Consider the following 26,553-nt stretch of genomic DNA (forward strand, 5'->3'; position numbering starts at 1 on the left):
GGGTATTAGTGGGCGCTCACAGCCGATTTTTTCTCGATACTCCCTGCCTGAAGAAGCCGTGCAGGAGTGCAAAAAAGAATGTGACGCCCGCGTGACGCAGTTCGCACAAGCCGCCGGGGGTCATTTCGACCCGCTGGCGGCAGCCAGAAGGTTCAACGCGACGCGTTGGCGTCGGCGACGGTCAGCGCGGTCATGTTGACGATGCGGCGCACCGTGGCCGACGGGGTCAGCACGTGCACTGGCTTGGCGGCGCCGAGCAACACCGGGCCAATGGCGATGCCGCCGCCGGCGGCCGTCTTCAGCAGGTTGTAGCTGATGTTGGCGGCGTCAATGTTGGGCATGACGAGCAGGTTGGCTTCGCCGGTCAGCGTGCTGTAGGGCATGAGCTGCTGGCGATAGGTGCCGTCGAGCGCGGCGTCGCCGTGCATCTCGCCATCGACTTCGAGCCACGGGGCCTGTTCGCGCAGCAGCGCGAGCGTGTCGCGCATCTTGACGGCCGAGGGGTGGTTGGTCGAACCGAAGTTGCTGTGGGACAGCAGCGCGACCTTGGGGCGCAGGCCGAAGCGCTTCATCTGCTCGGCGGCCATCATGGTGATCTCGGCCAGCTGCGCCGCGGACGGGTCGTAGTTGACGTGCGTGTCCACCAGCATGACCTGGCGGCCCGGGAGGATGAGCCCGTTCATCGCCGCGTAGGTCTTCGCGCCTTCGCGCAGGCCGATGACCTGGTCGATGTACTGCAGGTGCAGTGCGGTGTTGCCCCAGGTGCCGCACAGCAGGCCATCGACTTCGCCCTTGTGCAGCAGCATCGAGCCGATCAGCGTCAACCGGCGTCGCATTTCGATCTTCGCGTGCTGCGCGGTGATGCCCTTGCGCGCAGTCATGCGGTGGTAGGTCTGCCAGTAGTCGCGGTAGCGGTCGTCCTGTTCGACGTTGACGACGTCGTAGTCGCGCCCGGCTTGCAGGCGCAGGCCGAACTTGTCGCAGCGTTGCGCGATGACGGCCGGGCGGCCGATCAGCACCGGGCGTGCGAGGTTCTCGTCCACCACCACCTGCACCGCGCGCAGGATGCGTTCTTCTTCGCCCTCGGCGTAGGCCACGCGCTTGCGCTGCGCGTTCTTGGCCAGCGCGAAGATGGGCTTCATCGTCGTGCCCGAGGCGTAGACGAAGCTCTCCAGCTTTTGCCGGTAGGCCTCCATGTCCTTGATGGGACGCGAGGCCACGCCGGATTCCGCCGCCGCGCGCGCCACCGCCGGTGCGATCTTCATCATCAGCCGCGGGTCAAACGGCTTGGGGATCAGGTACTCGGGACCGAAGCTCAAGGTCGCGCCGAGGTAGGCCGCGGCGACCACCTCGCTCTGCTCGGCCTGCGCCAGTTCGGCGATGGCGTGCACGGCGGCGATTTCCATCTCGACGGTGATCGTCGTCGCGCCGCAATCGAGCGCACCGCGGAAGATGTACGGGAAGCACAGGACGTTGTTGACCTGGTTCGGGTAGTCGGTGCGGCCGGTCGCGATGATCGCGTCGGGCCGCACATCCTTGACCTCTTCCGGCAGGATCTCGGGCGTCGGGTTGGCCAAGGCCAGCACGATGGGCTGCGCCGCCATCTTGGCAACCATCTCTTTCTTCAGCACGCCGCCGGCCGACAGGCCCAAGAAGATGTCCGCGCCTTCGATCACTTCGCTCAGGCTGCGCTGCGCGGTCTTCTGCGCGAAGACGATCTTGTCTTCGTCCATCAACTCGGTGCGGCCTTCGTAGACGACGCCGGCAAGGTCGGTGACCCAGATGTTCTCGCGCGGCACGCCGAGCTTCACGAGCAAGCCCAGGCAGGCAAGCGCCGCGGCACCCGCACCCGAGGTCACGAGCTTGACCTGGGCGATGTCCTTGCCGGTGACCTTGAGCGCGTTGAGGATGGCGGCGCCGACGACGATGGCCGTGCCGTGCTGGTCGTCGTGGAAGACGGGAATCTTCATGCGGTTGCGCAGCGCGCGTTCCACATAGAAGCAATCGGGCGCCTTGATGTCTTCGAGGTTGATGCCGCCGAAGGTGGGCTCCAGCGCGGCGATCAGGTCGACCAGCTTGTCGAGGTTGCGCTCGTTGACTTCGATGTCGAACACGTCGATGCCGGCGAACTTCTTGAAGAGCACGCCCTTGCCTTCCATCACGGGCTTGGCGGCGAGCGGGCCGATGTCGCCCAGGCCCAGCACCGCGGTGCCGTTGGTGATGACGGCCACGAGGTTGCCGCGCGAGGTGTAGCGGAAGGCGTTGGCAGGGTCGGCGACGATTTCTTCGCAGGCCGCGGCGACGCCGGGCGAGTAGGCGAGCGCGAGGTCACGCTGGTTCACGAGCGACTTGGTCGCCGAGATGGCCACTTTGCCGGGCGTCGGGAACTCGTGGTACTCGAGGGCCGCGCGGCGCAACTCGGCGCGCTTCTCTTCGTTGTTGGCCATGGTCGTGTGCGAGTGATCGATCGAAAGGAGCGGTACTGTGGACGAAGCCGCAGCAGCCTGCAATGCACGACGGCCGCTCGACGGCGGCCGCGGGCAGAACATTTCATTGTAGGAGCGCCTCGCGGGCGATCGGCGCGCGCACGGCACGACTTGCGCGCGCATGCGCGAAACCGCGTATGGGCAAGGCGCCCAGGGCGGCAATACTGACGGACCGCCCGGTCACATTCGGGTGGGTCCGTGCTGCCCCGCCCCAAACCTCGCCATGCCCGCCCCGCCATTGCCACACGACGCCGCCACCGGCACGCGACCTGCGCGGCGCTGGCGGCGTGTGCTGCCATGGGCGGCGCTGGTGGGGCTGCTGCTGGTCGCACAGACGTTGCTGCTGTGGCTGACCTTCACTTACGAGAGCCGCGAAGCGCAAGAGCGTGTCGAGGCCACCGCCACCGCGCTCGCCAGCGAACTCAAGCACGCGCTGGAGCGTGATGCGCAAGTCTTGCAGTCGCTGCAGTGGAACCACCCCTCGATGCCGCGCTGGCGAGCCGACGCCGACGACGTGCTGCGCACGCGGCCGGCGCTGCTGCGCCTCGAACGCCGCGATCTGCGGCTGAACATCGTCGAGGCCGTCAATTCCCCGTTCCAGGCGCCCTGGCTCGACACCCCGCCACGCACACCATCGGACCCCGAGACCGCGCTCGCCTGCGCCGCCGGCAAGGGCAAGGGCGGCGGCGCCTTCTCGCGCACGTACTTCTTGCCGCTCGAAGCCGACCAGGGCATGGAGCTGATCGACCTGTGCCTGCCGATCGAAGACGCCGGCCGCGTCGAGGGCTATCTGGTCGCCACCTACGCGCTGCCGCGTCTGCTGGACCTGGTGGGCGACGAGGTCGCGCGCACACACGAGCTGTCGCTGGTCGAAAGCGACGGCACCCGGCTCGCGCGTAGCGGGCGCGTGCGCGGCGGCGGGGTCTTCCATGCCGAACGCGTGGTGGACCTGCCCGGCAACGCCCTGCAACTGCGACTCGACAGCAGCAGCGGGCGGCCCCGGCTCATCCCGCACCTGGCAACGGCGTTGGTGCTGGGCCTGTCGCTCGCGCTCACGGCGGTGGTGATGCTGCTGGTGCGCGACGTGCGCAAGCGCGCCCGCGCCGAGGCCGCGCTGGCCGAGTCGCTCGCCTTTCGCAAGGCGATGGAAGACTCGCTGATGACCGGCATGTACGCGTGGGACCTGCACGGTCGCATCACCTACGTGAACCCCGCGTTCTGCCGCATGGTGGGCTTCAGCGCCGACGAGTTGATCGGCCAGACCGACCCGCCCTACTGGCCGCCCGATCTGGCCCGCGGCTACCACGCGCGCCAGCAGGCCCGAGCCGCCGGGCAGGTCGAACCTGCGCGCGACGGCATCGAGGTGAGCTTTCAGCGCCGCAACGGCGAGCGCATTTCGGTGATGCTCTTCGAAGCCCCGCTGGTCGATGGCAACGGCCGCCAGACCGGCTGGATGAGCGGCGCGATGGACGTGAGCGCCAAGCACCAGATGGAAGACCTCGCGCGCCAGCAGCAAGAGCGCCTGCAGGCCACCGCACGGCTCGTCACCGTCGGCGAGATGGCCTCGCTGCTGAGCCACGAGCTGAGCCAGCCGCTCTCGGCCATTGCCAGCTACGCCACCGGCTCACTCAACCTGATCGACGAGCCGCAAAAGGGCGCCGAGAACGACACCCGCGACCTGCTGCGCCTGGCCATGCAACGCGTGGCAGAACAGGCCGAGCGTGCCGGCCGTGTCATCAAGAGCGTGCACGACTTCGTGCGCCGTCGCGAGCATGCGAGCGAGGTCGTGCCAGTCGATCAGCTCGTCGAGTCGGTGCTGCCGCTGGTGCGACTGCAGGCGCGCAAGAGTGGTACGCGCATCGAGGTCGATGTGCCCCGGCCCATCCCGCGCGTGGTGTGCGACCGCACGATGCTCGAACAGGTGCTGCTCAACCTCACGCGCAACGGCATCCAGGCGATGGAGACGCACACCCCGGCGGGGCAACGCGAACTGCTGATCCGCGTGCGGCAGTACCACCCGCGCCGCGTGACCTTCAGCGTGATCGACCGCGGGCTGGGCATCCCGCCCGACGTGGCCCAGCGGCTGTTCACGCCCTTCTTCACCACGCGGCGCGAAGGCATGGGGCTCGGCCTGAGCCTGTGCCGCACGGTGGTCGAGCAGCACGGCGGCGAGTTGCAATTCGAGAACATCCCCTCGCCGCACGGTGGCGCGCCGCAGGGGGTCGAGTTCCGCTTCACGCTGTCGGCCGAATGGTCGCCGCGGGGCCCGCAGGACGCACCCGCCGCCAGCGCCACCCCGCCAATGCCCCCGCCGCCTGCGGCCACTCCGTTTTCTACCGACCGGCCGCCAGACGCCGGCGTCTCCCACGAGCCCGTCCCCGACGACGGGCCGCTCACTCACCCCGACCCGGCCGCCTCGACGGCCACCCCGCCATGACCCCGATGTCTTACCCGGGGCTCGGCCTGCCGCTCGTCTATCTGGTGGATGACGAAGCGGTGGTGCGCGATGCCCTTGCCTGGCTGCTGCGAACGCGGCGGCTGCTGTCTGAAGGTTTTGGAAGTGCCGAAGACTTCGACGCCATGCTCAGCGCACGGCTCGACACCGGCAACCCCTGGCCCGTGGCCCCCAGCTGCCTGCTACTCGATGTGCGCATGCCCGGCACCAGCGGCCTGGCGTTGTTCGACCGCCTGATCGAACGCGACCTGCTGCGCGTGCTGCCCGTCATCTTTCTGACCGGGCATGGCGACGTGCCCACAGCCGTGTCGTGCGTGCGCCGCGGCGCGTTCGACTTCGTCGAGAAGCCGTTCTCCGACAACACGCTGGTCGATCGCATCGAGCAGGCCCTGGCCCGCAGCGCAGGGGCCATCCTGCTGCTGCGTGAGCAGGCCGCCCTGCGCAAGCGCGTGGCCGAACTCACCGAACGCGAGCAAGAGGTCATGCGCCGCGTGATCGAAGGCCGCCCCAACAAGCTCATCGCGGACGAGCTGCACATCAGCGTGCGAACGGTCGAAGTGCACCGCGCCCGGCTGTTCGAGAAAATGGAAGTGAAGTCGGCCGTCGAACTGGCGAACTTGCTGCGCGACGTGCCGTGGTGAGCGCACGTCGATAATCCGCGGCTCCTCCTGAACTGCGGCCGTGCCGCGCAACGCATGGGCGAATTCGACCTCATCGCCAGGCACTTCACCCGACCCGCGCGGCGCGCGGCGCTCGGCGTGGGCGACGACTGCGCGCTGATCGCGCCGCGCGCCGGGCAGCAGTGGGCGGTCTCGAGCGACATGCTGGTCGAAGGCCGCCACTTTCTTTCGACGGTCGCGCCCGAGCGGTTGGGCCACAAGGCCTTGGCGGTCAACTTGAGCGACCTCGCTGCCTGCGGCGCGCAGCCGGTGGCCTTCACGCTCGCGTTGGCCCTGCCGCGTGCTGACGAGGCCTTTCTCGCCGGCTTCGCGCGCGGGCTGTTTGCCTTGGCCGACGCGCACGGTTGCGAGCTGGTCGGCGGCGACACGACGCAGGGGCCGCTCAACATCTGCATCACGGTGTTTGGCGAGGTGCCGCCCGGCGCGGCCCTGCTGCGCTCGGGCGCACAGCCGGGCGACGACGTGTACGTGAGTGGCACGGTGGGCGATGCGCGTCTGGCACTCGAAGCCTTTCGTGGCACGGTGGCGCTCACAGGCGAGGCCTTCGAGGCCGTGCGCGGCGCGATGGAGCAACCCCAGCCGCGCGTGGCGCTGGGCCTCGCATTGCGCAGCTTGGCGACGGCCGCCATCGATGTGTCCGACGGCTTGCTGGGCGACCTGTCGCATGTGCTGGCGCGCTCGGGCGTGGGCGCGACCGTCGAGGTCGATGCGGTGCCGCACAGCACCTGGCTCGCATCCCAGCCCTTGGAACTTCGGCGCGAATGCACGCTGGCCGGCGGCGACGACTACGAGCTGGTCTTCACCGCCGCTGCGTCCGACGCCGCACGGGTGCAGGCGGCTGCGCAGCAGGCGGGCACCCGCGTGTCGCGCATCGGGTACATCGAGGCCGAGGCCGGCCTACGCCTCGTGAACGCACAGGGCGCGCCGGTGGCCGCGCGATTTTCATCGTTCGACCATTTCAAGTCATGACCGTGCCTTCTTCGTCCACCCCGCCCCTCGCACCTCCGATCCAGGCGTCGATTCGCCGCCCGGGCATCGGCTTCATGGCGCGGCACCCGGCGCACTGGCTCGCCTTGGGCTTCGGCAGCGGGCTGTCGCCGGTGGCACCCGGCACCGTGGGCACCTTGTGGGCATGGCTCGCGTTCGCGGTGATGCAAGCGCACCTGGGCGATGTGCAGTGGGCGCTGCTGCTGACCGCCGGCCTGCTGGTCGGCTGGTGGGCCTGCACGCGCACGGCCCAGCACATGAACGTTGCCGACCCGGGCGCCATCGTGTGGGACGAGGTGCTCGCCTTCTGGCTGGTGCTGTGGCTCATCTCGCCGGCGGGGCTGTGGGCGCAGCTCGTGGCGTTTGGCCTGTTTCGGTTCTTCGATGCAGCCAAGCCCGGCCCGGTGGCCTGGGCGGACGGCTTCTTCAAGGGCCGGCGCGGCGAGCGGCCCGGCTGGGCGCAAGGCTTTGGCATCCTCTTCGACGACCTGGTCGCGGCCTTGTGCACGCTGTTCGTCATCGCGCTGTGGCGCTGGTGGGCCTGAGGAACCGCACATGGACGTCGACGCAACGGTCGCCTCTCTCGCACAGGCGCTGCGGCAACGCAGCTGGCGGCTGGTCACGGCCGAGTCCTGCACCGGGGGCTTGATCGCCGCAGCTTGCACGGCGCTGGCCGGGTCGAGCGATTGGTTCGAGCGCGGCTTCGTGACCTACAGCAATGACGCCAAGCACGAGCTGCTCGGCGTGCCGGCCGAGCTGATCGCCACGCACGGGGCCGTCAGCGAAGAGGTCGCGCGGGCGATGGCCGAAGGCGCGCTGGCGCATGCACGGGCGCAACTGGCCGTCGCCGTCACAGGCATCGCCGGCCCCGGTGGGGGCTCGCCCGGCAAACCGGTGGGCACTGTGTGGCTGGCCACGGCCCTGCAATCGGGCGAGACACGGGCCGTGCTGCTGCGCTTGCCGGGCGACCGCCGCGAGGTGCGCGAGGCCACCGTCGTGCAGGCGTTGCATGCCCTCTTGCAGCGCGCGCAAACAGGCCATTGATCGGGCCGCTGAGCCGCGTTCACACGTCGCGTTGGCGACATGCACGTCACGTAGAAGTACGTACGGGCGTGCAACTTTGTGCCGACAAGAATCGTCGAACTTGTCCCTGGCTCTTCCCGACACGAGAGGTGCATCCATGAGCGTCCAAACGGGTCCCAACGCAAACGCCCTGTCCCCCGGCTTCCTGCACTTTCTGCGGCACACCGACGCCCGTGCGGAGTCGATGGCGACCAAGCGCGTCAAGAGCGAGAACACGCTGGCGGCCATCGTCTCGACTGCACTCGACATCGCGGTGGTCGAAGGGTTGAAGAACATCTCGCTCGGCGAAATCGCCAAGCGGCTCGACATCAGCAAGAGCGGCGTGTTCGCCCGCGTCGGTTCGCTCGAAGCGCTGCAGTACCTGGTACTCGCCGAGTACGACCGCGTGTTCGCCAACAACGTGTTCCTGCCCGCGCTCAAAGAGCCGCGCGGCCTGCCGCGGCTGAACATGATCATGAAGCTGTGGATCGGGCGCGGCACCGGCGACAACGCCATGGCCGGCGCGCTGCACACCGCCGCCGCCTTCGACCTCGACCACGGCGACAGCCCGCTGCGCGACCGCCTGCTCAAGAGCGTCACTTCGTGGCGCCAGGTGCTGCGCCGCACGGTGCTGCAGACGGTGGAGCAAGGGCACTTCCGTCCCGACACCGACCCCGAACAGCTCGTCTTCGAGCTGTGCAGCTTGATGGTGGGCTTCTTGCACGACTCGCGTTTCGTGCGCGACCCGAAGACGCACGAGCGCGCACTGGCCGCCTACCTGCGATTGATCTCGACCTACCGCAGCTTCAACGTCGCCGATTGACCCCGGCATTCACGAGAGCCACGCGGCCACCCAGGCGTCGTAGCCGGTCTTGACGATCAGCGCCGAGACCACCCACAAGAACGCGACCCGCACGAAGCGCGCCCCGTGCTTCAGCGCCAGGCGGGTCCCGAGCAAGCTGCCCAGCACATTGGCCACCGCCATCACCGCCGCCACGTGCCACCACACGTGGCCGGTCGCGGCAAACAGCACCAACGCCGACACGTTGGTCGCGGTGTTCAGCAGCTTGGCCCCGGCCGAGGCATGCAGGAAGTCGTAGCCCAGCAGGCGCACGAACAGAAAGACAAAGAAGCTGCCGGTGCCGGGCCCGAAGAAACCGTCATAGAAACCTACGACCGCGCCGATGCCCGAAGCCACCCACTGCTCGGCGCGCCGCGAGGTCATCGGCGCATGGGTGCGGCCGAGGTCCTTGCGGGCCAGCGTGTACAGCAGCAGCGCGAGCAGCACGAAAGGCAGGGCCTTGCGCAGCAGGGCCGCGTCGGCCAAGGTCGCGCCCCAGGCACCCACGAAGCTGCCCGCGCAGGCGGCCACGGCCGCGGGCAGCAGGGCGTGCCATGGCATCTGCACCCGCCGCGCGTATTGCATGAAGGCCCAGCCCGTGCCCCACACCGCCGCGCCCTTGTTCGTGCCGAACAGCGTGGCGGGCGCCGCCTGCGGAAAGACGCTGAACAAGGCCGGCACCAGGATCAACCCGCCGCCGCCGACGATGGCATCGACGAAGCCCGCGAAGAACGAAGCCAGGGTGACGGCGGCAAGGTCGAGCATCATCGAGGAAGCTTACAGGCCGGGCGCCGCCTTCGAGGAAGACGCCTCGCGCCAGCGACATCCCGGCATCGACCGGAGAGGGGCGAAGGTCCACGCTGCCCACAAATGACGAAGGGCGCCAGGTGGTGGCCTGACGCCCTGTCTTTTGGGTGAACTCGGTGGGCTTGGAAGCACCCGGTTCATGGATTCGCAGCCTCGGGCGGGTGCCTCTGGTGCGTTGTCTTTGTCTCCTCAGAACCCCCGCCGATGCGAGCCACACGTTCGTGTGTCTGCTGCGAGTGGAGCGAACTGTAGGGCTGTGCACGGGTGCACACATTGGGGTTTCCCTGCACCCAGACCGGTCCCAGCCGACCTTTTTGAACCCATGTGCAATCCTTCCGTGAGCAATGTCACAAATTGTTAGCAAATCTTGTGTCTGAACGTTCTGTTCGTGAAGGGGTTCACGAGATGTCGTCGCAGAAATGTGCGTGGATGTACGAGCTGGTGCACTCCCGTGCACACCCGGGTGCGTCAGAAACGAGGCAGTGCGGTGAACCAGCCCTCAGGCCTCGCCAATTCGGTGCAGACCCAAGGCCGGCGCGGGTTGTCGCCCAGCGGGGGGGTCGCGCTGCGCCGAGCAGCGAACACCGCGCACGGGCCCGGCTGCGCAAGGGGCGATTGCACACCCGTTCGCCGCCTCGACCACCCTTCAGCGCAGCGACGAAGCCAGCACCGGGAAGAGCTTCAGCAAGCCATCGGACATCACTTCGATGGCGAGCGCCGCGAGGATCAAGCCCATCAGCCGCGTCATCACGTTGATGCCCGTGCGCCCCAGCACCTTCGCAATGCGCCCGGACAGGCGAAACGCCAGCCAGACCGACAGCCCGATCACCACGCCGTAGCCGACCAGCACGGCCTGCTCCCACCAGTGCCGCGTCTTCTCGGCGTAGATCACCATCGTCGAGATCGTGGCGGGGCCGGTGAGCAGAGGGATGGTCAGCGGCACGATGGCAATGCTGTCGCCGGCATCGACCTTGTGTTCACCCTCGCTGAGGTCATCGGCCCGGGTTTCGGCCGGCTGGGCATTGAGCATCTGCAGCGACGAGATCAGCAGCAGCAAGCCGCCGCCGACCTGGAACGAGGCGAGCGAGATGCCGAAGAACTCGATGATCCGCAGCCCGGCCATCGCGCTGACGGCGATCACCATGAAGGCGCTGAAAGCGCTGACCCGAATCGTGCGTTGGCGCTGCTGAGCCGTGAAACCCTGGGTGAAGTGAATGAAAAAAGGTATTGCGCCTATGGGATTGACAATGGCCAAGAGGGCGATCAAGGGTTTGTAGATGTCCATTCACTTTCCCCAACAGGCCATGTGAGCAATTGTTGAAAAACCTCGGCAAGCCGCACAACACAAGGTAAAACATCGGGCGCAGCCCACGTCGCTCTGCTTTCTGGCAGGGCTTCGGAAACTGTGCTTCAAGCCCGTCCTTGCGCAGGGGTTTCCACAATTTGCACCTGCTCGCGTACTTACTCGATAATGAAATTCTGTGTCTGGAAGCAGCGCCTTCGCTTGAATGGTTCAGGATGGGTAGAAGCTCCACATGGTTCTCTGTGACATTTAGGAAAGAAAGGCGCTCTCTTCATGGGCAATAAACTTTACGTAGGCAACCTGTCCTACAGCATCCGCGACGACGATCTGCAGCAAGCGTTCGCTCAATTCGGCAACGTCTCTTCGGCCAAGGTCATGATGGACCGTGACACCGGCCGCTCCAAGGGCTTCGGCTTTGTGGAGATGGGGACCGACGCAGAAGCGCAATCCGCCATCAATGGCATGAACGGCCAAGCCCTCGACGGCCGCGCCCTCGTCGTGAACGAAGCCCGTCCGCGCGAAGAGCGCCCGGGCGGCTTCCGCTCCGGCGGTGGTGGCGGTAGCTACGGTGGTGGTGGCGGCGGTGGTGGTTACGGCGGCGGCGGTGGTGGTGGCCGTTCGGGTGGCGGCGGCTACGGCGGTGGCGGCGGCTACGGCGGCGGCGGCGGTGGCCGTTCGGGTGGCGGCGGCTACGGCGGTGGCGGCGGTGGCCGCTCCGGCGGTGGCGGTGGTTACGGCGGCGGCGGCGGTGGCCGTGGCGGCTACTGATCCCAGCCTGTCTCAAGCAGACTGAATCTCAAAAGGCGGTGGGTGCGAAAGCGCCCACCGCCTTTTTTCATGGCCTGGCGATCAGGCCCGCAGTGCTCGGTGATGCGCGCCTCCTGACGCGCCTTCGGTTCACTCGCCCTGGCGGTGCTTGCGCGGGCGCCCTGCCGTGAGGCGATCGAGCAACCCATCGGGCAGCAAGCGCATCACGCGTGCGACCCAGCCCATTTGCCACGGGATCACGCGGTAGCTGTCACCTGCTTCGATGGCCCGGAAGGCCCGGTCCGCGAAGTCGTCGGGCTGCATCAGGAACGGCATGCTGTACGGGTTGTCGCGTGTGAGCGGCGTGTCGATGTAGCCGGGCACCACGGTCACGACCTTCACGCCGAACTCGCGCAACTCGCCGCGCAGGCTCTCGCAGTAGCTGATGACGCCGGCCTTGCTCGAACAGTAGGCCCCGTGGCCCGGCAGGCCGCGAATGCCGGCCACGCTGGCGATGCCCACGAAGCGGCCGCTGCGGCGCTCACGCATCGAAGCCACGAAGGGCTGGAAGGTCGCCGTCATGCCGAGGTTGTTGGTCTCGTAGATCGCGCGCATCACTTCGAGGTCGTCATACACCGCGGTGTCGATGCCCACGCTGATGCCGGCGTTGGCGATCACCACGTCGGGCAGCCCTTGTGCGGCGATGCACGCGCGGCCGACGCCGGTGATGGCAGCGATGTCGCGCACGTCGGCGGCATAGACGGCCACGCGCGCCGCATCCATGCCTTGTGCGCCGACCCAGGCCTGCACGTCGTGCGTGCGACGCGCCACCAGCGCGAGGCGGTAGCCGGCGCGGTAGAAGCGCGCGGCGAGCGCCTGGCCGAGGCCACTGGACGCGCCGGTGATGAACGCTAGCGGCGCGCGGTTCGCAGAGGCGCTCATCGCGGATCCCTTGGGCTGAAGACGGTTTGCATGCGACCGCCGAAGCGCAGCACGCGGTCGAGGTGGGTGTAGTCCATGGTGTCGGCGCGCACGGTGACGCCGCCACGCTCGATCGTCACCGGCAGGTGCGAGCGGATGCGCTCGGTGTCGAGGAAAGCATGCAGGAATTCGCCCGTGAATCGCAGCGCTTCCCCGTCTTTCGAGGCCTCGCGCACGACCTCGGCACCGCCGACCAGTTGCACCTCGGTGGCGTCGCCATTGGCAACGGCGCGGCGCGCAGTGGCGACGGTGACGGCGCCGTCGGGGCCGATGGCTCGCAGCCGCACGTTGTCGATCTCGAGCGTGTCGGTGTCGGGGTAATGGCGCAGCGCCTCGCCTTCGATCTGCGCGCGCAGCCGTCCTTCGGGCGTGAAGCGCTCGACCGAGAAGCGGCGCATCTCGTAGTCGGGCTCGTGGCGCAAAGGCGCATCGCGCAACTCGTCCCCCGGGACCGGCGTGTTCTTCGCCAGCCACCAGGTGCCCAGGGCCAGCAGGGCCATCAGCAGCAGCGGCAGGTAGGCGCTGAGCACGCTCGCCAGGCTGCGGCGGTGCCGGGGCGGGGTCGGGGTGTCGCCGGCCACCGGCAAGGGCGGGTCGAGCGGCGAGAGGTTCAGCTCCAAGCGCAGGCCCTCAGCGTGTGCCGTCGAGGGTGGTCAGGTGGCCGTGCAGCAGCGCCGCGTAGCGCCCGGCGGCCATGAGCAGCAGGTCGCACAGCTCGCGTGCGGCACCGTGGCCGCCCGGAGCCGCGGTGACGTGATGCGCCACGGCTTTCACCTCGATGTGCGCGTTGGCCGGTGCGCAGGCGAAGGCGGCGCGCGTCATCAGCGGCAGGTCGGGCCAGTCGTCGCCGATGGCGGCGAGCCGCGGCCACTCAAGCTGCAGCTCGGCCATCAGGGCTTGCGCGGCAGCGAGCTTGTCGTGCGCGCCATAGACCGCATGCACGATGCCGAGGTCGGCCACGCGGCGGCGCACGGCCGGCGAGTCGCGCCCGGTGATGACGATGGGCGCGATGCCGCCTTGCGCGAGCAGCTTGAGGCCGTGGCCGTCGAGCGTGGCGAAAGCCTTGAACTCTTCGCCGCGTTCGCTGATGTAGATGCGGCCATCGGTCAGCACGCCATCGACGTCGAAGATGGCCGCGCGAATGCCCTGCGCCTGCAGCAGCAGTTCGGGCGGGTACGACAGGACGGGACGAATCTCTCGCATGGGGCCGGGGGTCAGGTGACGACCATCAGATGACCTTCGCGCGCATCAGGTCGTTGGAGTTGACCGCGCCGACCAGTTGGCCTTGCGCATCGGCCACGAGCACGAGGGTGATGCGCGCCTGCTCCATCAGGTCGGCGGCTTCGACGGCCAGCGCTTCGGGCCGCACGGTCTTCGGCTTCGCGTGCATCACGTCCCGTGCGACGAGGCCGCGCAGGTCTTGCCCGCGTTCGACGCAGCGGCGCAGGTCACCGTCGGTGAAGATGCCCAGCACGCGCTGCGCGTCGTCCACCACGATGGCTGCGCCGAGCGCCTTGGCGCTCATCTCGCGCATCAGTTCGATGAAGCCGGCATCGGCCTTCACCAATGGCAGCGCGTCGCCGTGGCGCATCACGTCGCGCACATGCGTCAGCAGCTTGCGGCCGAGCGAGCCGCCCGGGTGCGAGCGCGCGAAGTCTTCTTCACGAAAGCCACGCGCGTCGAGCAAGGCGACGGCGAGCGCGTCGCCGAGCGCCATTTGCGCGGTGGTGCTGGCAGTGGGCGCGAGGTTGAGCGGGCAGGCTTCTTCATCGACGCCGCTGTCGAGCGCGATGTCGGCGTGGCCGGCGAGGGTCGATTCACGCCGGCCGGTCATCGCCACCAGCGTGATGTGCAAGCGCTTGAGCGCGGGCAGGATGGCGGCCAGTTCGTCACTCTCGCCCGAGTTGCTGATGGCGAGCACCACATCGCCCGGCGTCACCATGCCGAGGTCACCGTGGCTGGCTTCGGCCGGGTGCACGAACATCGCCGGCGTGCCGGTCGAGGCCAGCGTGGCGGCGATCTTGCGGCCGACGTGGCCGCTCTTGCCCATGCCCATCACGACCACGCGGCCGGTGCAGGCCAGCATGGCTTGCACCGCCTGCGTGAAGGCCTCACCCTGGCGCGCCTTCAGGCCCTGCAGTGCGCGGGCTTCGATGTCGAAGGTCTCATGCGCGAGGCGCAGCGCACGCTCAGCATCGAATGGCAGGGGGGCAGACACAGCGTTTGCAAGGCGGTCGTTTACGATCGATCGATTGTAGGCATGGGGTGCTTGCCCCTCTGCGCATGGCGTCCACCCTCGAACTCGTCCTGCTGTACCTGATCGCTGCGGTGGCCGCGGTGGTGTTGTGCCGGCTGGTCAAGCTGCCGGCGATGCTGGGCTACCTGGCCGTGGGCGTGCTGATCGGCCCCAACGCGCTGGCGCTGGCCAAGGACTCGGCCGGCGTGCTGTACCTCGCCGAGTTCGGCGTGGTCTTCCTGATGTTCGTGATCGGGCTCGAATTCAACCTGCCCAAGCTGCGCAGCATGCGCAAGCTGGTGTTCGGGCTGGGGCTCGCGCAGGTCTTTCTGACCATCACCGGCACGATGGCCGGGCATGCGCTGCTGACCTGGTTGTTTTCGTTCACCGCCACGCCCTGGGAGCTGTCGTGGCGCGGCTCGGTGGTGCTGGGCGGGGCGATGGCGATGTCGTCCACCGCCATCGTCGTGAAGATGATGGCCGACCGGCTCGAACTCGAAAGCGAGCACGGCCGGCGCGTCATCGGCGCCCTGCTCTTCCAAGACTTGGCTGTGGTGCCGCTGCTGGTGATCATCCCGGCGCTGAATTCGAGCGGCGCCGACATGGCCGCCTCGCTCAGCTGGGCGGCGCTGAAGGCCATCGCGCTGCTCACGCTGCTGCTGGTCGGCGGCCAGAAGGTGATGCGCTGGTGGCTCACGCTGGTGGCGCGGCGCAAGAGCGAAGAGCTGTTCATCCTGAACCTCTTGCTCATCACGCTGGGCCTGGCCTATCTGACCGAACACGCGGGTCTGTCGCTCGCGCTCGGTGCTTTCGTGGCCGGCATGCTGGTCGCCGAGACCGAATACAAGCACCAGGTGGAAACCGACATCCGCCCGTTCCACGACGTGCTACTCGGGCTGTTTTTCATCACCATCGGCATGAAGCTCGACTGGCGGCCGGTGATCGACCAGTGGCTGCTGGTGCTGCTGCTGACCTGCCTGCCGGTGATCGCCAAGTTCGTGCTGGTCGCGGGGCTGGCGCGGCTGTTCGGCTCGGCGCCCGGCGTGGCGCTGCGCACCGGGCTGTACCTCGCGCAAGCGGGCGAATTCGGCTTCGTGCTGCTGACGCTGGGCGCGTCGCACGACCTGATCGACCCGCGCTGGCTCAGCCCGGTGCTCGCCAGCATGGTGCTGAGCATGCTGGCCACGCCGCTGCTCATCACCTACAGCGACCGCATCGTGATGCGCCTGAGCGCGAGCGACTGGCTGATGCAGTCGGTGGCCATGACCAGCATCGCCAAGCGGGCGATCAACACCGAGGCGCACATCATCATCGCCGGCTACGGCCGCAGCGGGCAGAACCTCGCGCGCCTGCTCGACCGCGAGCACATCCCGTACATGGCGCTCGATCTCGACCCCGACCGCGTGCGCCAGGCTGCGGCGGCCGGGCAGAGCGTGGTCTTCGGCGACGCCGCCCGGCTGCAAAGCCTGATGGCCGCCGGCCTCGCGCGCGCCAGCGCGGTGGTCGTGAGCTACCACGACACGCCCTCGGCGCTGAAGATCCTGCACCTGGTGCAAGAGCACGCGCCCAAGGTGCCGGTCATCGTGCGCACCATCGACGACGGCGACCTGGAAAAGCTGCGCGCCGCCGGGGCCACCGAGGTCGTGCCCGAGGCCATCGAAGGCTCGTTGATGCTGGCCAGCCACGCGCTCGCGCTGGTGGGCGTGCCGATGCGGCGCGTGATCCGCCTCGTACAGGAGCAGCGCGACGCGCGCTACGGCCTCTTGCGCGGCTACTTTCACGGCGCCGACGACCGCACCCTCGACGACCTGCAGACCGAGCGCCTGCTCAGCGTGAGCCTGCCGCCCGGCGCCGGCACGCTGGGCCAGCAGCTGGCCGACTTCGCCTTTCACGCGATGGGCGTGAGCGTGGTCTCGGTGCGCCGCGACAGCGGCACCGTCGCCAAGCCCAGCGACGAGCTCACACTCGCGGCCGGCGACACGCTGGTGCTGTCGGGCCTGCCCGAGCCGCTGGCGCTGGCCGAGGCCAAGCTGCTGGGCAAGGGCTGAGCCCTCGCCCGCAGCGCAGCCGCTCACGCGTCGCTCAGGGCGTGCAAGCCGGCAGCGTCGCCCGAACGGCGATGTTGGAGCCCACCCCCGTCGGCTCGCCGTCCACCGGCGTGTTGACGGTGAACGTGCAGCCGTAGTTCGCGTTGGCAAGCGTCGCCGGGGTCAGCACGTCATCGCCCGCGGGGCGCTGCAGGGCCGGGTTGGTCGCGCTGCCGTTCTCGGCCCAGTTGATCATGTCGTTGAACGCGACCACCTGCTCGGTCACCGAGAAGTCGCAGTGCCCCGGGGCACGGATCGCCCGCTGCACCAGCCACGCGCCGCTGCCGTTGGCTTCGGCGCGCTGGCGGTAGATCTGCTCCATGTGGAATGGCACGAACATGTCGCCCAGCGTGTGCAGGGTCACCACCGGCACGTTGAAGCGCCCGTTCACGCGCGGGATCCAGCGCAGCCCGTCGGTGCGCAGCCGGTTCGCGTTCGGCTCGGCCGTGGCCCGCAGGATGCCCGCGTTGAACGCCGCGATCTGCGCGTCGGTCGCCCCGTCGAAGCGGAAGGTGAAGCGGTTCGTGTCGGTGCCCTGCTTGTTGAGCACGCCGTTGATGGTGCCGTCGCCGCCCAGGCTGTTGGCCCAGATCAGGCTGTGCGCCGGGTGCACGAAGCCCTGCGCGAAGATCGGCCGCGGACCGCCGGTGAGGTTCATCACGACGCTGCGCATGCGCTGACCCTGCGCCGTCGGCGAGGCGAACGAGGTGGTGCTGGCGAACAGCGTGTTGCGCACGTCCGTCGAGATGGCCGCCCAGTCGCCGGTGGGAAAGCGCGCGGCCGGGTAACCCGCCAGCGCCTGCGCCACCAGCTGGTAGGCCGCGAAGTAGTCGAACAGCTCGCTGTCACCGGTCACGCCGCACATCGGCACCGCGCCGTTGTAGCGGACGCGGTGGCGCGCGGTCTGCAGGGTTTCGTCTTCGACGGCCGCTGCGGCCACGTGACCGCCCATCGAGTGGCCGATGATGTAGCTGGCCGTGGGGGCCGGCAGCGAGCGCCCGCGCGCTGCGGCGATGGTGTTGAAGGCGAGCGCCAGCGCGTTGGTGTCTTCGACACCGGCGCGCACGTCGTAGTAGTTCTTGCTGTAGCTCGACGCGGCCCAGGCGTAGCCGTTGGCCACCAGGTGCCGGCGGATGGATGGGTCGCCGACGGTGAGCCCCGGCACGTTGCCCCGGAAGCCATGCGCGTACATCACCAGCCGGCCGTTCCAGTTCTGCGGCACCTCGATGCGGTACGAGGCGCCGTTCAGCACACCGGCCCAGCGGCTGGTGGTGGACAGCGGTGTCGTGCCGTCGGCCGCGTTGCCGCTCAGGGCCGTGAAGCTGGCCGCGCCGCCGACGGCTTCGTAGTCGGCGTAGTAGGGCCGGTTGGGCGGCACCGAGGCCGGGTTGGTCGCGTCCCACGCGATCACCTCGAAGCTGCGGCTGTCGTGGGCGCGCGTTTCTTCGGGGGTGGGCTGCGGTGCGACCTCGTCACTGCCACCGCCACAGGCGGCCAATGCAGCGGCCAGCGCCAGGGCGCTGAGGCGAATCGGGAAAGTCATGTCTTCTCCTGCTGAGGGCTGGGTGAGTGGCGCCGGCGGCTTCGAGGCCACCGTGCGCGCGTGCAAGCAAGCCCGCCTGCACACGCGCCAGACTAGCCAGCAGGGCCCGTCGCGTCGCGGGTACTTTCCCGTTTGGCGGCGTCACACCGGCGACAAGGTTCGACACGGCACGCACCAACAACAAGGCCACCCGAAGGTGGCCTGTGGCAGGAAGGCGCGGACGTGCCGATCAGCTCAGCGGCGTCTGCTTGGTCATGTTGGCGCGCATGCGCACCGCCATCACGGCGCCGGCAGCACGCACCAGTTCGAGCGCCAGCGCTGGCGAACGCTGCGCCAGCTCTTCGAGTCGAGGGCCGCGCAGGGCCCACACCACACACGGCGTCATGGCTTCGACGTTGGCCATGCGCGGTGCGTCGCTGAAGATGCCGGGCTCGCCGACCACCGAACCCGGCCGCAGGATGGCGATGCGGTTGCTGCCCGGGGGCCCGCCCACCATGAAGACCTGCAGCGACCCCTGGCCCAGGAAGTACATCGTGCGGTCGGCCTCGCCCTGCTTGATGAGCATGTCGCCCGCGCGAATGTCGTGGCGTGTCAGGTAGGGTCCGATCGTGCGCCACTGTTCGAGGTTGAGCCGCGAGCGAAACGCGTCTTCCGCATTCAGCGATTGGATGGCCTGGACGAGTTCGGTGAGATCCATCAGCAGCTTTCGCGAGGCCCGGCGATGCAGCCTCGCGCGGGCGTGAAAAATGTCCGCGCATTATGGGCAGCCCCGGCGTGGCTCACAACCGCCGAGGCCGGCGCGGCGGGCCATTCGTCCCGCCCCGGCGCCCGCTGGTCAGCGACAGGCGGCGTCGATGCGTGCCAGCCCCTCGCTCGCCCCGAGCGCCACGCCCACGTCGGCCTCTCGGGGCACCTGCGGCTCGCGCAGGTTGATGCGCAGCAGCGGCACATCTAACAGGCGCGCGCAGCGTTCGCTGAAGTGCCGCACGGTGGGCACCTGCGTGCCCGCCCCCAGCTCGACGATGGCGGGCCGCTGCACGCTCTGCAACCACGCGTGCAGGCGCGCTTCCTGTTCGTTCGCGCGTGACGCGACCCAATCCCCATCACCGAACATCAGCACGTTGGGGCGCGCCAGCCGCCCACAGTGCCGGCAGGTCGGCAGGTCGCCGCGCCACTGGCAGGCCTCGGCGTCGATGTCGGGCTGCAGGTCGTCAGCCGGCCAGATCTCATGCCGGCACCTCCGCAGGCACTGCAGGTGGTGCAAGCTGCCGTGGCATTCGTGGAGGCGGTCCTCGGCAAAACCGGCCCGCTGGAACTGGCCGTCCACGTTGCTCGTGAACACGAAGGCGCCGTGCGGCATCGCCTCGGCCCAGCGCTTGAGCACAGCGAAGCCGGCATGCGGCACGGTCGCGCGGTACATCGCCAGCCGGTGGCCGTAAAAGCCCCAGGCCAGGCGCGGGTCGGCCAAGAAGGTGTCCGGCGAAGCCACCTGGTAGAAGTTCATGCGGGCCCGGCCCAGCGCCGGGTAGGCGTTCCAGAAGCCCTCGTTGCCGCGGAAGTCGGGCAGGCCCGAATCGACGCCCATGCCAGCTCCGGCCGTGACCAGCAAACCGTCGGCGCGGGCAAGGGCCGCGGCCGCGCGCGCCAAGCGCTCACCCAAGTCGCCCGGACTGACCGGCGCGCGGCTCATGCCAGTTTCGTCGCGCACCAACGCTCGATCAGCTCGAACAGGGCGACCGGTTCGACCGGCTTGGTGAAGTGGTAGTCGAAGCCCGCCTGGTCCGACAGCCAGCGGTCGCGGTCGTGCCCGTAGCCGGTCACGGCCACCAGCAGCATGTCTTCGCCCCAGGGCTGTTGGCGCAGGGCCGCCGCGACGCCATAGCCGGTCAACTCGGGCATGCCGATGTCCAGCAGCGCCACTTGCGGCCGCACGCTGTTGGCGACGAAAAGCGCCTGCGCGCCGTCGTAGGCGGTGTGCACGGCGTAGCCCTCCATCGACAGCAGTTGCGCCATCGACTCGGCGGTGTCGGTGTTGTCGTCGGCGACAAGCACCGACACAGGAAGCGACGTGTTCGAAGCCGTCACGAAAATCCTCCCTCTTCAGAGACCCGGCGATTTTGTGCGCGGGCCGGTCGGCCCTGTCGCTGCATGGGTTACCGGGCGTGCCCAGGCTCATCTGACGAGCCACCCGGTCGCTATCCTGAACATTCCGACGACGGCATTTCACGCTGGGTCGGTTGGTGACCGCAAGGGTCACCGCTGGCCGCCCGGCATGCCAAGCGGCCAGTCATCACAAGACTTTAGGAGGAACCATGAGAAAACCAAGCACATTCCATTCACATCGCGCGCTGTTCGCGCGTGCCGCAGGCCTGTGCCTGATGGCCACCCTGGCGGCCTGCGGCGGGGGCGGCGACGAGTCGCCCGCCGGATCGCAAGCGCGTGAAAGCGCGGCGAACTACAACCCGACGCCCTTGCCGCCGCTCACGACCAGCGGACCGATCTACTACTTTTCAGATTGCCAAGCGGGCGCGCACGTGGATTGCGTTCCCGGCGACAACGCCAACGCAGGGACCAGCCCTTCCGCACCCAAGCGAACCATCGACCCGAACTTCGCGAATTCGCTGCCGGCCGGTTCGCAGGTTCGCTTCGCGCGCGGGGGCGCGTGGACGAACTTCTACCTCATCACCGTCAACCCGAACGCCACGCCGTCCCAGCCGATCGTCTTCGACAGCTACGCGCCCAGTTGGGGCGGCAACACGCTGCCCTGGCTCAAGTCGCCCTCACAAGCCACGGCCTTCCGCTTCGGCTGGACGAGCGACACGCTGAACGATGGTGGCTACGTGATCCGAAACCTCAAGCTCGACGGCAACGGTGTGGCCGACCGCGGTTTCATGATCCACAACGACGTTCAGCACCTCACGATCGACAACGTCGAGATGACCGGCTTCAAGATCGCGGTCGAGTCGATCAGCTCCAGCACCGGCACCGTGGGCGTCACCAACCTGACGATCCGCGCGGCCTACATCCACGACAACAGCTCGATGGGCTTCCTGGGGGATGCCAAAGACCTGGTCATCGAGAACAGCGTCTTCCTGGCGAACAACTTCTCAGGCAGCGCGTTCGAGCACGCCATCTACCTGAGCGGCCACGGCGAGCGGGGGACGATCCGCTACAACTCCTTCGTGAACAACTCGGCGGTGAACGGCGTTTGCACCGGCGGCAACGTCACGGTGCACGGCCAGTGGGACGGCCTCGTCATCGAGGGCAACAACATCCGCCAGGACGCATCGGCAGGCGGCTGCTACGGCATCGCGGTCAACACGGGGTACACCACGCCCGAGTGGTTCCGCAACGTGAAGATCCGGCGCAACGCCATCGTCAATGTCGGCTTCATCGCCATCGGCGCCAACGCAGCGCCCGGGATCGTGATCGAGGACAACCTCATCGTGAACACGCAGGCCACGTCGCAGACGGGCGTCGTGATCCCCGAGCGAGCCCCCGGCACCGGCGACGACCTCGACTCGGGCGCGATCGTGCGCAACAACACGATGCACTTCGCCCAGCCTCAGGGTGGCACGGGTGTCTCGCTGCGAGACCTGCACAACGCGCTGCTGCCGGGCAATCCGCTGGTGGCTTCGGCGGGCTCCAACCTGACGGTGGTGTCGAACCTCGTGTCGTATGGCAGCACCGCCACGGGAACGCACTACTGCTTCGAGCTGAGCGACGCGTCGAGCTATGCGGTCTTCAACAACAACTTGTGCCACATCCCCAACAGCACCCACGGGCGCTGGAGCTGGGGCTGGGCGTCCGGCACCACCTTCTCGACCTTGGCCCAGGCGCAAGCCGCGGGCTGGGACCTGCAAGGCGTCAGTGCCGATCCGCTCTTCGTGGCCGCACCCACCGCGACGGCGTGGTGGACCGACTCGCTGCAGACCGGCAGCCCGGCCGTCGATGCCGGGCATGCGACCCTCAGCAGCACGCACGACCGTGGCGGCGTGGCGCGCTCGGTCCCCAACATCGGTTCGCGTGAGTGATCGCTGAACCCGCGTGACAAAGGCGCCCCTCGGGGCGCCTTTTTTATTTCGATGCAGAACATAGAAACCGCGCTGCAGCCGCATGGATACTGGGTTTTCACTTCTCTATCCTTCCACTTGGACACAAGCTTGGACATACGCGGAGAGGGTTGCCCCATCACCGCAGCGCGACGCCCCGCTGTTCAAGGTTTCGGAGCACTGCCGCTGCAATCGCGTCGGCTTGGGTCGCCGCCACGGCCGGCGGGTTGGCTAGGTCTTTGATGATCTCGCCCTGCCGGTTCTGCGCCACGCTGCCGTAGCTGTAGAAGGTCGTCAGCACGCCCTCGTGCCCAAGGTTCTGGCTCCAGGCCTTGAAGTCCTCGGGGGTCTTGCAGATCGTCTGGCCCAGTTGCACCAGCGTGCTGCGCAAGCTGTGCGGGTTGAAGTAGGGCAGGCCCGCCGCCGCGAAGGCTTCCTTGAAAATTGCCCGGATGGGTGCGGCCGATGCCCAGGGCTTGCGGTCCAGGCCCGTGGCCTCGAAGTGACGGGACTGGCCGACTTCCACCAGCGTGGCCGGGAACAGCGGGTCGTCGTTCCCCCACAAACAATCACGCCGCAGGTAGTCCACCCAATCCTCGGCGATCCGCCGGGCCTCCCCGCCCACCGGGAAGAAATACGTCGTGAAGCTCTTGCTGAACTTCGTCTTCACTTCGCGGGCGTCTTGGTAGATGCTGCCGGCGGCCAGGTCCACATGCTTCAGGCGCAGTGAGGCCAGTGCACTGTCACGCGCGCCAGTCAACAGCGCGAAGGCCACCAAGGCGCGGTTGCGCTGCTCGATCACCGTGCCGGCCGGCATCGTCGCAATGGTGTGGTGCACCTGTTCCAGCGTCGGTGCCGCGCGGGTGCGGCGGGCCGTGGCGACCCGGGAATCCTTCTCCGAGAAGTTGAAGTACTCGGCATCGCTGTACTTCAGCTTGGACTTGTACAGCGGCTGCATCGCCAGCCATTGAAAGAAGCGCTTCAGGTGCGCCAGCGTCGCGTACTGCGTGGCCTTGCTCAATTTCCCGCCCGTCGCGCGGCTCTCCTTGTCGGCCAGGCGCCGCTTGAAGGCCACCGCCTGCTCGAAGTGAAAGGTCTTGAAGTCGCGGTACTGAGTGTCGGCCTCGAAACGCGCAATGGCCTCCGCCGTGGCGTCCACCGAGTCCTCGCTCTGCCGCTTCGCTTCCTTCAGAAAGACGAAGTACTGACGCTTGATCCGCTCGTTATCGGGGTGATGGTTTCGCATGGGTGCTGGCGTCCTGGTTGAAGTCACTGTTTGTGCAGGCGGGGTGGCTCTCGTCTATGTGCTCCAGACCCTGCGCATCACGCGCGCCATTTCTGCGTGAATCGGCACCGTCCAGACCCTGTAGAACCGTCAAGCCACCCAGCGCCCGAGCCAGGCTTTTCTCGCTCACGCGCCGGTACAGGCTGGCATCGCAGGAAGGGCAGCGGCCCACCAGATTGCCCAGCGTTTCCGTCAGCGGCTCATACCGGACGGCACCACCCATGGGGTGCTGCGGCTCGCGGCAGCGCACGCAGTAGAGGCGGCCAGGCCCGCAGGTCTTCTTGTTCACCTCTCGCCGCGCTTGCAGGAAGTCGCGGAGGTGCCGGCCCAGCACCAGCACCGGGCGGCGGTCATCCAGGGTGGGCAGGCCGCGCTTGATCCAGGCCCGCACCGTGTTGCGATGCGCGCCGTACAGCGCGGCAATCTCGTCCACGGTGTAGCTGCGATGAATCTTGGCAAGCCGAGGGTTCGGCCGATGTGTGGTCACGGCCTACTCCGCCGCCGTAGGCGCCACGTCCTGCTCGGTCTGCCCGCGTGAGGCCTCCAGCTTCACCACCAGCGCGCGAATCTGCGCCTCGGTCTTGCCGGCAATGCGCGCCGCGTTCAGTGCGGCCACGTCACCGGCAGGCCAGGCCACCGCCCTTGCACCCAGGCTGACGGGGTGAGTCCAAAGGCCCTGCGAAATGCGCAGGTAGATCGTGCTGCGGCTGTAGCCGGTCTCCGCCTTGACGGTCGGAAGTCTTAGGAGCGTGTGGAGCATCTTGGCACCTCGTTGGTTGGGACGGGTGCCAGTGGGAGCTGGCTAGCCCCCTGTCTCGCAAGCTGTCCAGCGGCATCGCGCCGCAGGCCGCATCAGCGCTTGCGTGCGGGCTTCTTCGAGCCAGCCCCGGCCAGGCCCGCCAGCGGTGCGGCCCAGGTGTCAGCCGGTGGCTTTGGCTCCGCCACCAACTGCTTCAGCCGCGACAGCGATAGCCCTTCCTCCGCCGCCACCGCTTGCATGAAAGCCTTGGTGCCCTTGCGTTTCTCTGCCGCGACACGCGCCTTCAGCCGCTGCCGCCGTTCATCGGGCGACTCGGCCGGCACCCCCGCACCGGCTGCAGGTGCGTCCACGCATCGCACCAGCGTCATGCCGTCAAGGTTGAGCGCGGCGTCCTTGATCGTCAGCGCCAGGTCCAGCGGCAGCACATGCCCTGCCACCTCCAGCACCGCACCACCGTCTTGCCAGCGCAGCAGCACCGCCGCCCGCGTCGTTCGCCCAGCCACCACCCCCAGGCGCAACGCCTTCACATCGCCCATCAGCCGTGTGGCTTCGGTGCTGCCCAGCAGATTCGCCAGCGCGTCGGCCAAGCTCGTGTCGCTCGCGCGCCAGCGATCCAGCCGCCGCAACGCCACCGGCACACGCCCGATGTCATCGTCCTTGTCGCACGCGATGAAGGCGCGGGGCGGCTGCCCTTGCTTGGTCAGCACCTGCACTGGCATCGAACAACCCCGCTCGCATCCATCGCACACCGCGCTGGTCGCAGGTGATGCAGGCGCCAATACCCGGCGGGCGTGGAGCGCTTGCACCGCCTCCGCCGGCCAGCGCGCCAGCTCGTCGCCCCGCAGTTCAATGGCCCCGCCGCCGGCCGCACCCAGCCGGGCCAGCAGTTCACCCAGGGCAGCGGTCGCAGGTTCCACGTCAGGCGGCAGCGGTAGCCTTCACCCCCGCAGCGACAGCAGCCGGCTGCGCGGGGGCCTCGGCTGGCGCCTTGGGCTCAATGCCCGAGTCCTCCAGCATTTGCCGCAGCGTCAGGTCCAGGTCGTCGTACTTGAGCGAACAGGAGTTCGGGTGCGTTATGCGGAAGCTCACCGTCTTGGGCGGCTTGCCCTCGGCCACAAACACCGTGGCGGCCAGCTCCACCTGCGTGACGTTGTACAGGTGCAGCGGCAGCGACTTCTGTATCTGACCCACCAGTTCGTAGATCGCCTGCCGGTTGTTGGTGGAATCCGATTCCACCGTGATGCGGTCTCCGGCCCGCACGCGGGACGACAGCCGCAGCTTTTTCACCACCACCGTGCCAATGCCGCTGCCCACAGGATGCGCGAAGTCGAAGTCGGGCTTTGCCAGCGCCTGCAGGTCATAGACGCGTTCGTCCTTCGGGTCGGGCGGCAGCTCGTCCAGCTTCAGGATGGCCTGCGCGAACATGCCTTGCAACGCCTCGATGGCCTTGCGGCTGCCGCGAAAGTTCAGGTCCAGCGTGCCCTCTTTCTGCGCGTAGACAAACACGATCTCGAAGGCAGGGTTGTGCGGGCGCGGGTGGAATTCGCCGTCCACCCATTCAATGCTGCGCTGCGCGTGGTCCTCCGGGAAGGCGAAGAAGTAGTCGCGCTCGCCCCGCCGGTAGGCCTCCACCACGCAGTTCTTGCCCCGTCCCTCCGTGCGCGCGAAGTAACCCTTGATCAGCGCGGCCAGCTTCGCCGTGTCTTCATGGCCGGCGGAGGCGGCCACCTGGGGCAAGTTCTTCCGTTTGCGCCAGTGGGTGAGCTGGTCGGCGTAGTGAAAGCGCGTCGCCCCTTTCCAGCACGCGGGCAGGCTCAGGAAGGCCTCCATCGCGCGGGAATAGAAATCTTCCAGCGAGCCCAGCTTGCCCAGCAGAGATTGCAGCTCGTCGGGCTGGTCTTCAAGCTGCCAGCGGGCCTCGTCCAGCAGCGCCTGATAGCCCTTGCGGTTGCTCATCGCCAGGATCTCGCGGAAGTCGGCCTCCGCTTCGCTGCGCTGTTCGTCGGGCAACTGGCCCCAGGCCTCCAGCAGCTCGTCGGGCTTGCCCTCCTTCATGGCCTTGAAGTCCAGGCCCGCCAACAGAGACTTGCCGGCGAAGTAGCGCGCCAGCATGGCATTGGGCATTTGCCGGAAGAAGTCCCGGCTGGAGTAGTTCCGCGACATGGCACCCCCTGGGTGCGCCCCTGACATGGGACGTTATGGGCCCGTAATGTACGTACCGTCCGCGGCTTGGGTACGTAG

The 26,553-nt window shown here is 68.2% G+C and carries 25 protein-coding genes; 9 read left to right on the plus strand and 16 right to left on the minus strand.

Annotation, left to right across the window (positions count from 1 at the left end):
• Window positions 1–152: 152 nt before the first annotated feature.
• Complete coding sequence (locus AC1KAT_RS17055) at window positions 153–2,447, minus strand: NADP-dependent malic enzyme (protein WP_480328129.1); 2,295 nt, start codon at window positions 2,445–2,447, stop codon at window positions 153–155.
• Window positions 2,448–2,709: 262 nt separating this feature from the next.
• Between AC1KAT_RS17055 and AC1KAT_RS17060 the strand changes: the two genes are divergently transcribed.
• The 6 genes from AC1KAT_RS17060 to AC1KAT_RS17085 all read left to right on the plus strand — a co-directional run bounded on the left by AC1KAT_RS17060 (window position 2,710) and on the right by AC1KAT_RS17085 (window position 8,493).
• Window positions 2,710–4,923 carry a sensor histidine kinase gene (locus AC1KAT_RS17060; protein ID WP_480328131.1) on the plus strand — a complete coding sequence of 738 codons (2,214 nt, stop codon included), beginning with the start codon at window positions 2,710–2,712 and terminating at the stop codon, window positions 4,921–4,923.
• Entirely contained in the window at window positions 4,920–5,582 is a 663-nt protein-coding gene (locus tag AC1KAT_RS17065) for a response regulator transcription factor (RefSeq protein WP_480328133.1), read from the plus strand. Before AC1KAT_RS17060 ends, AC1KAT_RS17065 begins: the two co-directional genes overlap by 4 nt.
• Before the next feature lie 54 nt (window positions 5,583–5,636).
• Complete coding sequence (gene thiL / locus AC1KAT_RS17070) at window positions 5,637–6,590, plus strand: thiamine-phosphate kinase (RefSeq protein WP_480328135.1); 954 nt, start codon at window positions 5,637–5,639, stop codon at window positions 6,588–6,590.
• Window positions 6,587–7,153: a phosphatidylglycerophosphatase A family protein gene (locus tag AC1KAT_RS17075; protein ID WP_480328137.1), complete on the plus strand. Its 567-nt coding sequence runs from the start codon at window positions 6,587–6,589 to the stop codon at window positions 7,151–7,153. The genes thiL and AC1KAT_RS17075 overlap by 4 nt, the downstream gene beginning before the upstream one ends.
• Before the next feature lie 10 nt (window positions 7,154–7,163).
• Entirely contained in the window at window positions 7,164–7,652 is a 489-nt protein-coding gene (locus tag AC1KAT_RS17080) for a CinA family protein (protein ID WP_480328139.1), read from the plus strand.
• A gap of 223 nt (window positions 7,653–7,875) precedes the next feature.
• Window positions 7,876–8,493: a TetR/AcrR family transcriptional regulator gene (locus tag AC1KAT_RS17085; protein WP_480328522.1), complete on the plus strand. Its 618-nt coding sequence runs from the start codon at window positions 7,876–7,878 to the stop codon at window positions 8,491–8,493.
• A 9-nt stretch (window positions 8,494–8,502) separates the two neighbouring features.
• On the opposite strand, the gene AC1KAT_RS17090 is transcribed toward AC1KAT_RS17085, so the two are convergent.
• Both AC1KAT_RS17090 and AC1KAT_RS17095 read right to left on the minus strand, forming a co-directional pair.
• The gene (locus AC1KAT_RS17090; protein ID WP_480328523.1) at window positions 8,503–9,276 is read right to left on the minus strand and encodes a sulfite exporter TauE/SafE family protein; all 774 of its coding nucleotides are present in this window, start codon (window positions 9,274–9,276) and stop codon (window positions 8,503–8,505) included.
• 688 nt (window positions 9,277–9,964) lie between these two features.
• Window positions 9,965–10,603, minus strand: a complete 639-nt coding sequence (locus AC1KAT_RS17095; RefSeq protein ID WP_480328141.1) for a MarC family protein — start codon at window positions 10,601–10,603, stop codon at window positions 9,965–9,967.
• A gap of 291 nt (window positions 10,604–10,894) precedes the next feature.
• On the opposite strand from AC1KAT_RS17095, the gene AC1KAT_RS17100 reads away from it, so the two are divergent.
• Entirely contained in the window at window positions 10,895–11,389 is a 495-nt protein-coding gene (locus AC1KAT_RS17100; RefSeq protein ID WP_480328144.1) for an RNA recognition motif domain-containing protein, read from the plus strand.
• Window positions 11,390–11,518: 129 nt separating this feature from the next.
• On the opposite strand, the gene AC1KAT_RS17105 is transcribed toward AC1KAT_RS17100, so the two are convergent.
• The 4 genes from AC1KAT_RS17105 to AC1KAT_RS17120 are packed head-to-tail and all read right to left on the minus strand — an operon-like array spanning window position 11,519 to window position 14,567.
• Complete coding sequence (locus AC1KAT_RS17105; RefSeq protein ID WP_480328146.1) at window positions 11,519–12,310, minus strand: SDR family oxidoreductase; 792 nt, start codon at window positions 12,308–12,310, stop codon at window positions 11,519–11,521.
• Window positions 12,307–12,969: an LPS export ABC transporter periplasmic protein LptC gene (lptC, locus tag AC1KAT_RS17110; RefSeq protein ID WP_480328148.1), complete on the minus strand. Its 663-nt coding sequence runs from the start codon at window positions 12,967–12,969 to the stop codon at window positions 12,307–12,309. Before lptC ends, AC1KAT_RS17105 begins: the two co-directional genes overlap by 4 nt.
• Before the next feature lie 10 nt (window positions 12,970–12,979).
• On the minus strand, window positions 12,980–13,552 hold the full coding sequence (locus AC1KAT_RS17115) for a KdsC family phosphatase (RefSeq protein ID WP_480328150.1): 573 nt from the start codon (window positions 13,550–13,552) through the stop codon (window positions 12,980–12,982).
• Window positions 13,553–13,577: 25 nt separating this feature from the next.
• Window positions 13,578–14,567 (minus strand): KpsF/GutQ family sugar-phosphate isomerase, encoded by a 990-nt coding sequence (locus tag AC1KAT_RS17120; protein WP_480328152.1) that lies wholly within the window; start codon window positions 14,565–14,567, stop codon window positions 13,578–13,580.
• Window positions 14,568–14,632: 65 nt separating this feature from the next.
• Here AC1KAT_RS17120 and AC1KAT_RS17125 point away from each other — a divergent pair, with 65 nt between their 5' ends.
• A complete protein-coding gene (locus tag AC1KAT_RS17125; RefSeq protein WP_480328154.1) occupies window positions 14,633–16,633 on the plus strand; it encodes a monovalent cation:proton antiporter family protein in 2,001 nt (666 codons plus the stop codon).
• Window positions 16,634–16,667: 34 nt separating this feature from the next.
• Here the strand turns inward: AC1KAT_RS17125 and AC1KAT_RS17130 are convergent, their stop codons facing one another.
• The 4 genes from AC1KAT_RS17130 to AC1KAT_RS17145 all read right to left on the minus strand — a co-directional run bounded on the left by AC1KAT_RS17130 (window position 16,668) and on the right by AC1KAT_RS17145 (window position 20,300).
• Window positions 16,668–18,215 carry an alpha/beta hydrolase gene (locus AC1KAT_RS17130; RefSeq protein WP_480328156.1) on the minus strand — a complete coding sequence of 516 codons (1,548 nt, stop codon included), beginning with the start codon at window positions 18,213–18,215 and terminating at the stop codon, window positions 16,668–16,670.
• Between the two features lie 229 nt (window positions 18,216–18,444).
• Window positions 18,445–18,912, minus strand: a complete 468-nt coding sequence (locus AC1KAT_RS17135) for a cyclic nucleotide-binding domain-containing protein (RefSeq protein WP_480328158.1) — start codon at window positions 18,910–18,912, stop codon at window positions 18,445–18,447.
• 138 nt (window positions 18,913–19,050) lie between these two features.
• Window positions 19,051–19,905, minus strand: a complete 855-nt coding sequence (locus AC1KAT_RS17140; protein WP_480328160.1) for an SIR2 family NAD-dependent protein deacylase — start codon at window positions 19,903–19,905, stop codon at window positions 19,051–19,053.
• Window positions 19,902–20,300 (minus strand): response regulator, encoded by a 399-nt coding sequence (locus AC1KAT_RS17145; RefSeq protein WP_480328162.1) that lies wholly within the window; start codon window positions 20,298–20,300, stop codon window positions 19,902–19,904. The genes AC1KAT_RS17140 and AC1KAT_RS17145 overlap by 4 nt, the downstream gene beginning before the upstream one ends.
• A gap of 227 nt (window positions 20,301–20,527) precedes the next feature.
• Between AC1KAT_RS17145 and AC1KAT_RS17150 the strand changes: the two genes are divergently transcribed.
• Window positions 20,528–22,249, plus strand: coding sequence for a right-handed parallel beta-helix repeat-containing protein (locus tag AC1KAT_RS17150; RefSeq protein WP_480328164.1), 1,722 nt, complete (start codon window positions 20,528–20,530; stop codon window positions 22,247–22,249).
• A gap of 157 nt (window positions 22,250–22,406) precedes the next feature.
• On the opposite strand, the gene AC1KAT_RS17155 is transcribed toward AC1KAT_RS17150, so the two are convergent.
• The 5 genes from AC1KAT_RS17155 to AC1KAT_RS17175 all read right to left on the minus strand — a co-directional run bounded on the left by AC1KAT_RS17155 (window position 22,407) and on the right by AC1KAT_RS17175 (window position 26,475).
• Window positions 22,407–23,513 carry a tyrosine-type recombinase/integrase gene (locus AC1KAT_RS17155; RefSeq protein WP_480328166.1) on the minus strand — a complete coding sequence of 369 codons (1,107 nt, stop codon included), beginning with the start codon at window positions 23,511–23,513 and terminating at the stop codon, window positions 22,407–22,409.
• Window positions 23,491–23,985 (minus strand): helix-turn-helix domain-containing protein, encoded by a 495-nt coding sequence (locus AC1KAT_RS17160; protein ID WP_480328168.1) that lies wholly within the window; start codon window positions 23,983–23,985, stop codon window positions 23,491–23,493. Before AC1KAT_RS17160 ends, AC1KAT_RS17155 begins: the two co-directional genes overlap by 23 nt.
• Before the next feature lie 57 nt (window positions 23,986–24,042).
• Window positions 24,043–24,312: a helix-turn-helix transcriptional regulator gene (locus AC1KAT_RS17165; RefSeq protein ID WP_480328169.1), complete on the minus strand. Its 270-nt coding sequence runs from the start codon at window positions 24,310–24,312 to the stop codon at window positions 24,043–24,045.
• A gap of 92 nt (window positions 24,313–24,404) precedes the next feature.
• A complete protein-coding gene (locus AC1KAT_RS17170; RefSeq protein WP_480328171.1) occupies window positions 24,405–25,229 on the minus strand; it encodes a hypothetical protein in 825 nt (274 codons plus the stop codon).
• Window position 25,230: 1 nt separating this feature from the next.
• Window positions 25,231–26,475: a hypothetical protein gene (locus tag AC1KAT_RS17175; RefSeq protein ID WP_480328173.1), complete on the minus strand. Its 1,245-nt coding sequence runs from the start codon at window positions 26,473–26,475 to the stop codon at window positions 25,231–25,233.
• Window positions 26,476–26,553 lie beyond the last annotated feature (78 nt).

Source organism: Piscinibacter sp. PDB5-1 (assembly GCF_056676035.1).

Coding starts and splice junctions, on each gene's coding strand:
- AC1KAT_RS17090 (WP_480328523.1), bottom strand. CDS start 9,276: ATGCTCGACCTTGCCGCCGTCACCCTGGCTTCGTTCTTCGCGGGCTTC.
- AC1KAT_RS17130 (WP_480328156.1), bottom strand. CDS start 18,215: ATGACTTTCCCGATTCGCCTCAGCGCCCTGGCGCTGGCCGCTGCATTG.
- AC1KAT_RS17060 (WP_480328131.1), top strand. CDS start 2,710: ATGCCCGCCCCGCCATTGCCACACGACGCCGCCACCGGCACGCGACCT.
- AC1KAT_RS17140 (WP_480328160.1), bottom strand. CDS start 19,905: ATGAGCCGCGCGCCGGTCAGTCCGGGCGACTTGGGTGAGCGCTTGGCG.
- AC1KAT_RS17155 (WP_480328166.1), bottom strand. CDS start 23,513: ATGCGAAACCATCACCCCGATAACGAGCGGATCAAGCGTCAGTACTTC.
- AC1KAT_RS17100 (WP_480328144.1), top strand. CDS start 10,895: ATGGGCAATAAACTTTACGTAGGCAACCTGTCCTACAGCATCCGCGAC.
- AC1KAT_RS17115 (WP_480328150.1), bottom strand. CDS start 13,552: ATGCGAGAGATTCGTCCCGTCCTGTCGTACCCGCCCGAACTGCTGCTG.
- AC1KAT_RS17080 (WP_480328139.1), top strand. CDS start 7,164: ATGGACGTCGACGCAACGGTCGCCTCTCTCGCACAGGCGCTGCGGCAA.
- AC1KAT_RS17150 (WP_480328164.1), top strand. CDS start 20,528: ATGAGAAAACCAAGCACATTCCATTCACATCGCGCGCTGTTCGCGCGT.
- AC1KAT_RS17095 (WP_480328141.1), bottom strand. CDS start 10,603: ATGGACATCTACAAACCCTTGATCGCCCTCTTGGCCATTGTCAATCCC.
- AC1KAT_RS17105 (WP_480328146.1), bottom strand. CDS start 12,310: ATGAGCGCCTCTGCGAACCGCGCGCCGCTAGCGTTCATCACCGGCGCG.
- AC1KAT_RS17165 (WP_480328169.1), bottom strand. CDS start 24,312: ATGCTCCACACGCTCCTAAGACTTCCGACCGTCAAGGCGGAGACCGGC.
- thiL (WP_480328135.1), top strand. CDS start 5,637: ATGGGCGAATTCGACCTCATCGCCAGGCACTTCACCCGACCCGCGCGG.
- AC1KAT_RS17125 (WP_480328154.1), top strand. CDS start 14,633: ATGGCGTCCACCCTCGAACTCGTCCTGCTGTACCTGATCGCTGCGGTG.
- AC1KAT_RS17175 (WP_480328173.1), bottom strand. CDS start 26,475: ATGTCGCGGAACTACTCCAGCCGGGACTTCTTCCGGCAAATGCCCAAT.
- AC1KAT_RS17085 (WP_480328522.1), top strand. CDS start 7,876: ATGGCGACCAAGCGCGTCAAGAGCGAGAACACGCTGGCGGCCATCGTC.
- AC1KAT_RS17135 (WP_480328158.1), bottom strand. CDS start 18,912: ATGGATCTCACCGAACTCGTCCAGGCCATCCAATCGCTGAATGCGGAA.
- AC1KAT_RS17065 (WP_480328133.1), top strand. CDS start 4,920: ATGACCCCGATGTCTTACCCGGGGCTCGGCCTGCCGCTCGTCTATCTG.
- AC1KAT_RS17055 (WP_480328129.1), bottom strand. CDS start 2,447: ATGGCCAACAACGAAGAGAAGCGCGCCGAGTTGCGCCGCGCGGCCCTC.
- AC1KAT_RS17075 (WP_480328137.1), top strand. CDS start 6,587: ATGACCGTGCCTTCTTCGTCCACCCCGCCCCTCGCACCTCCGATCCAG.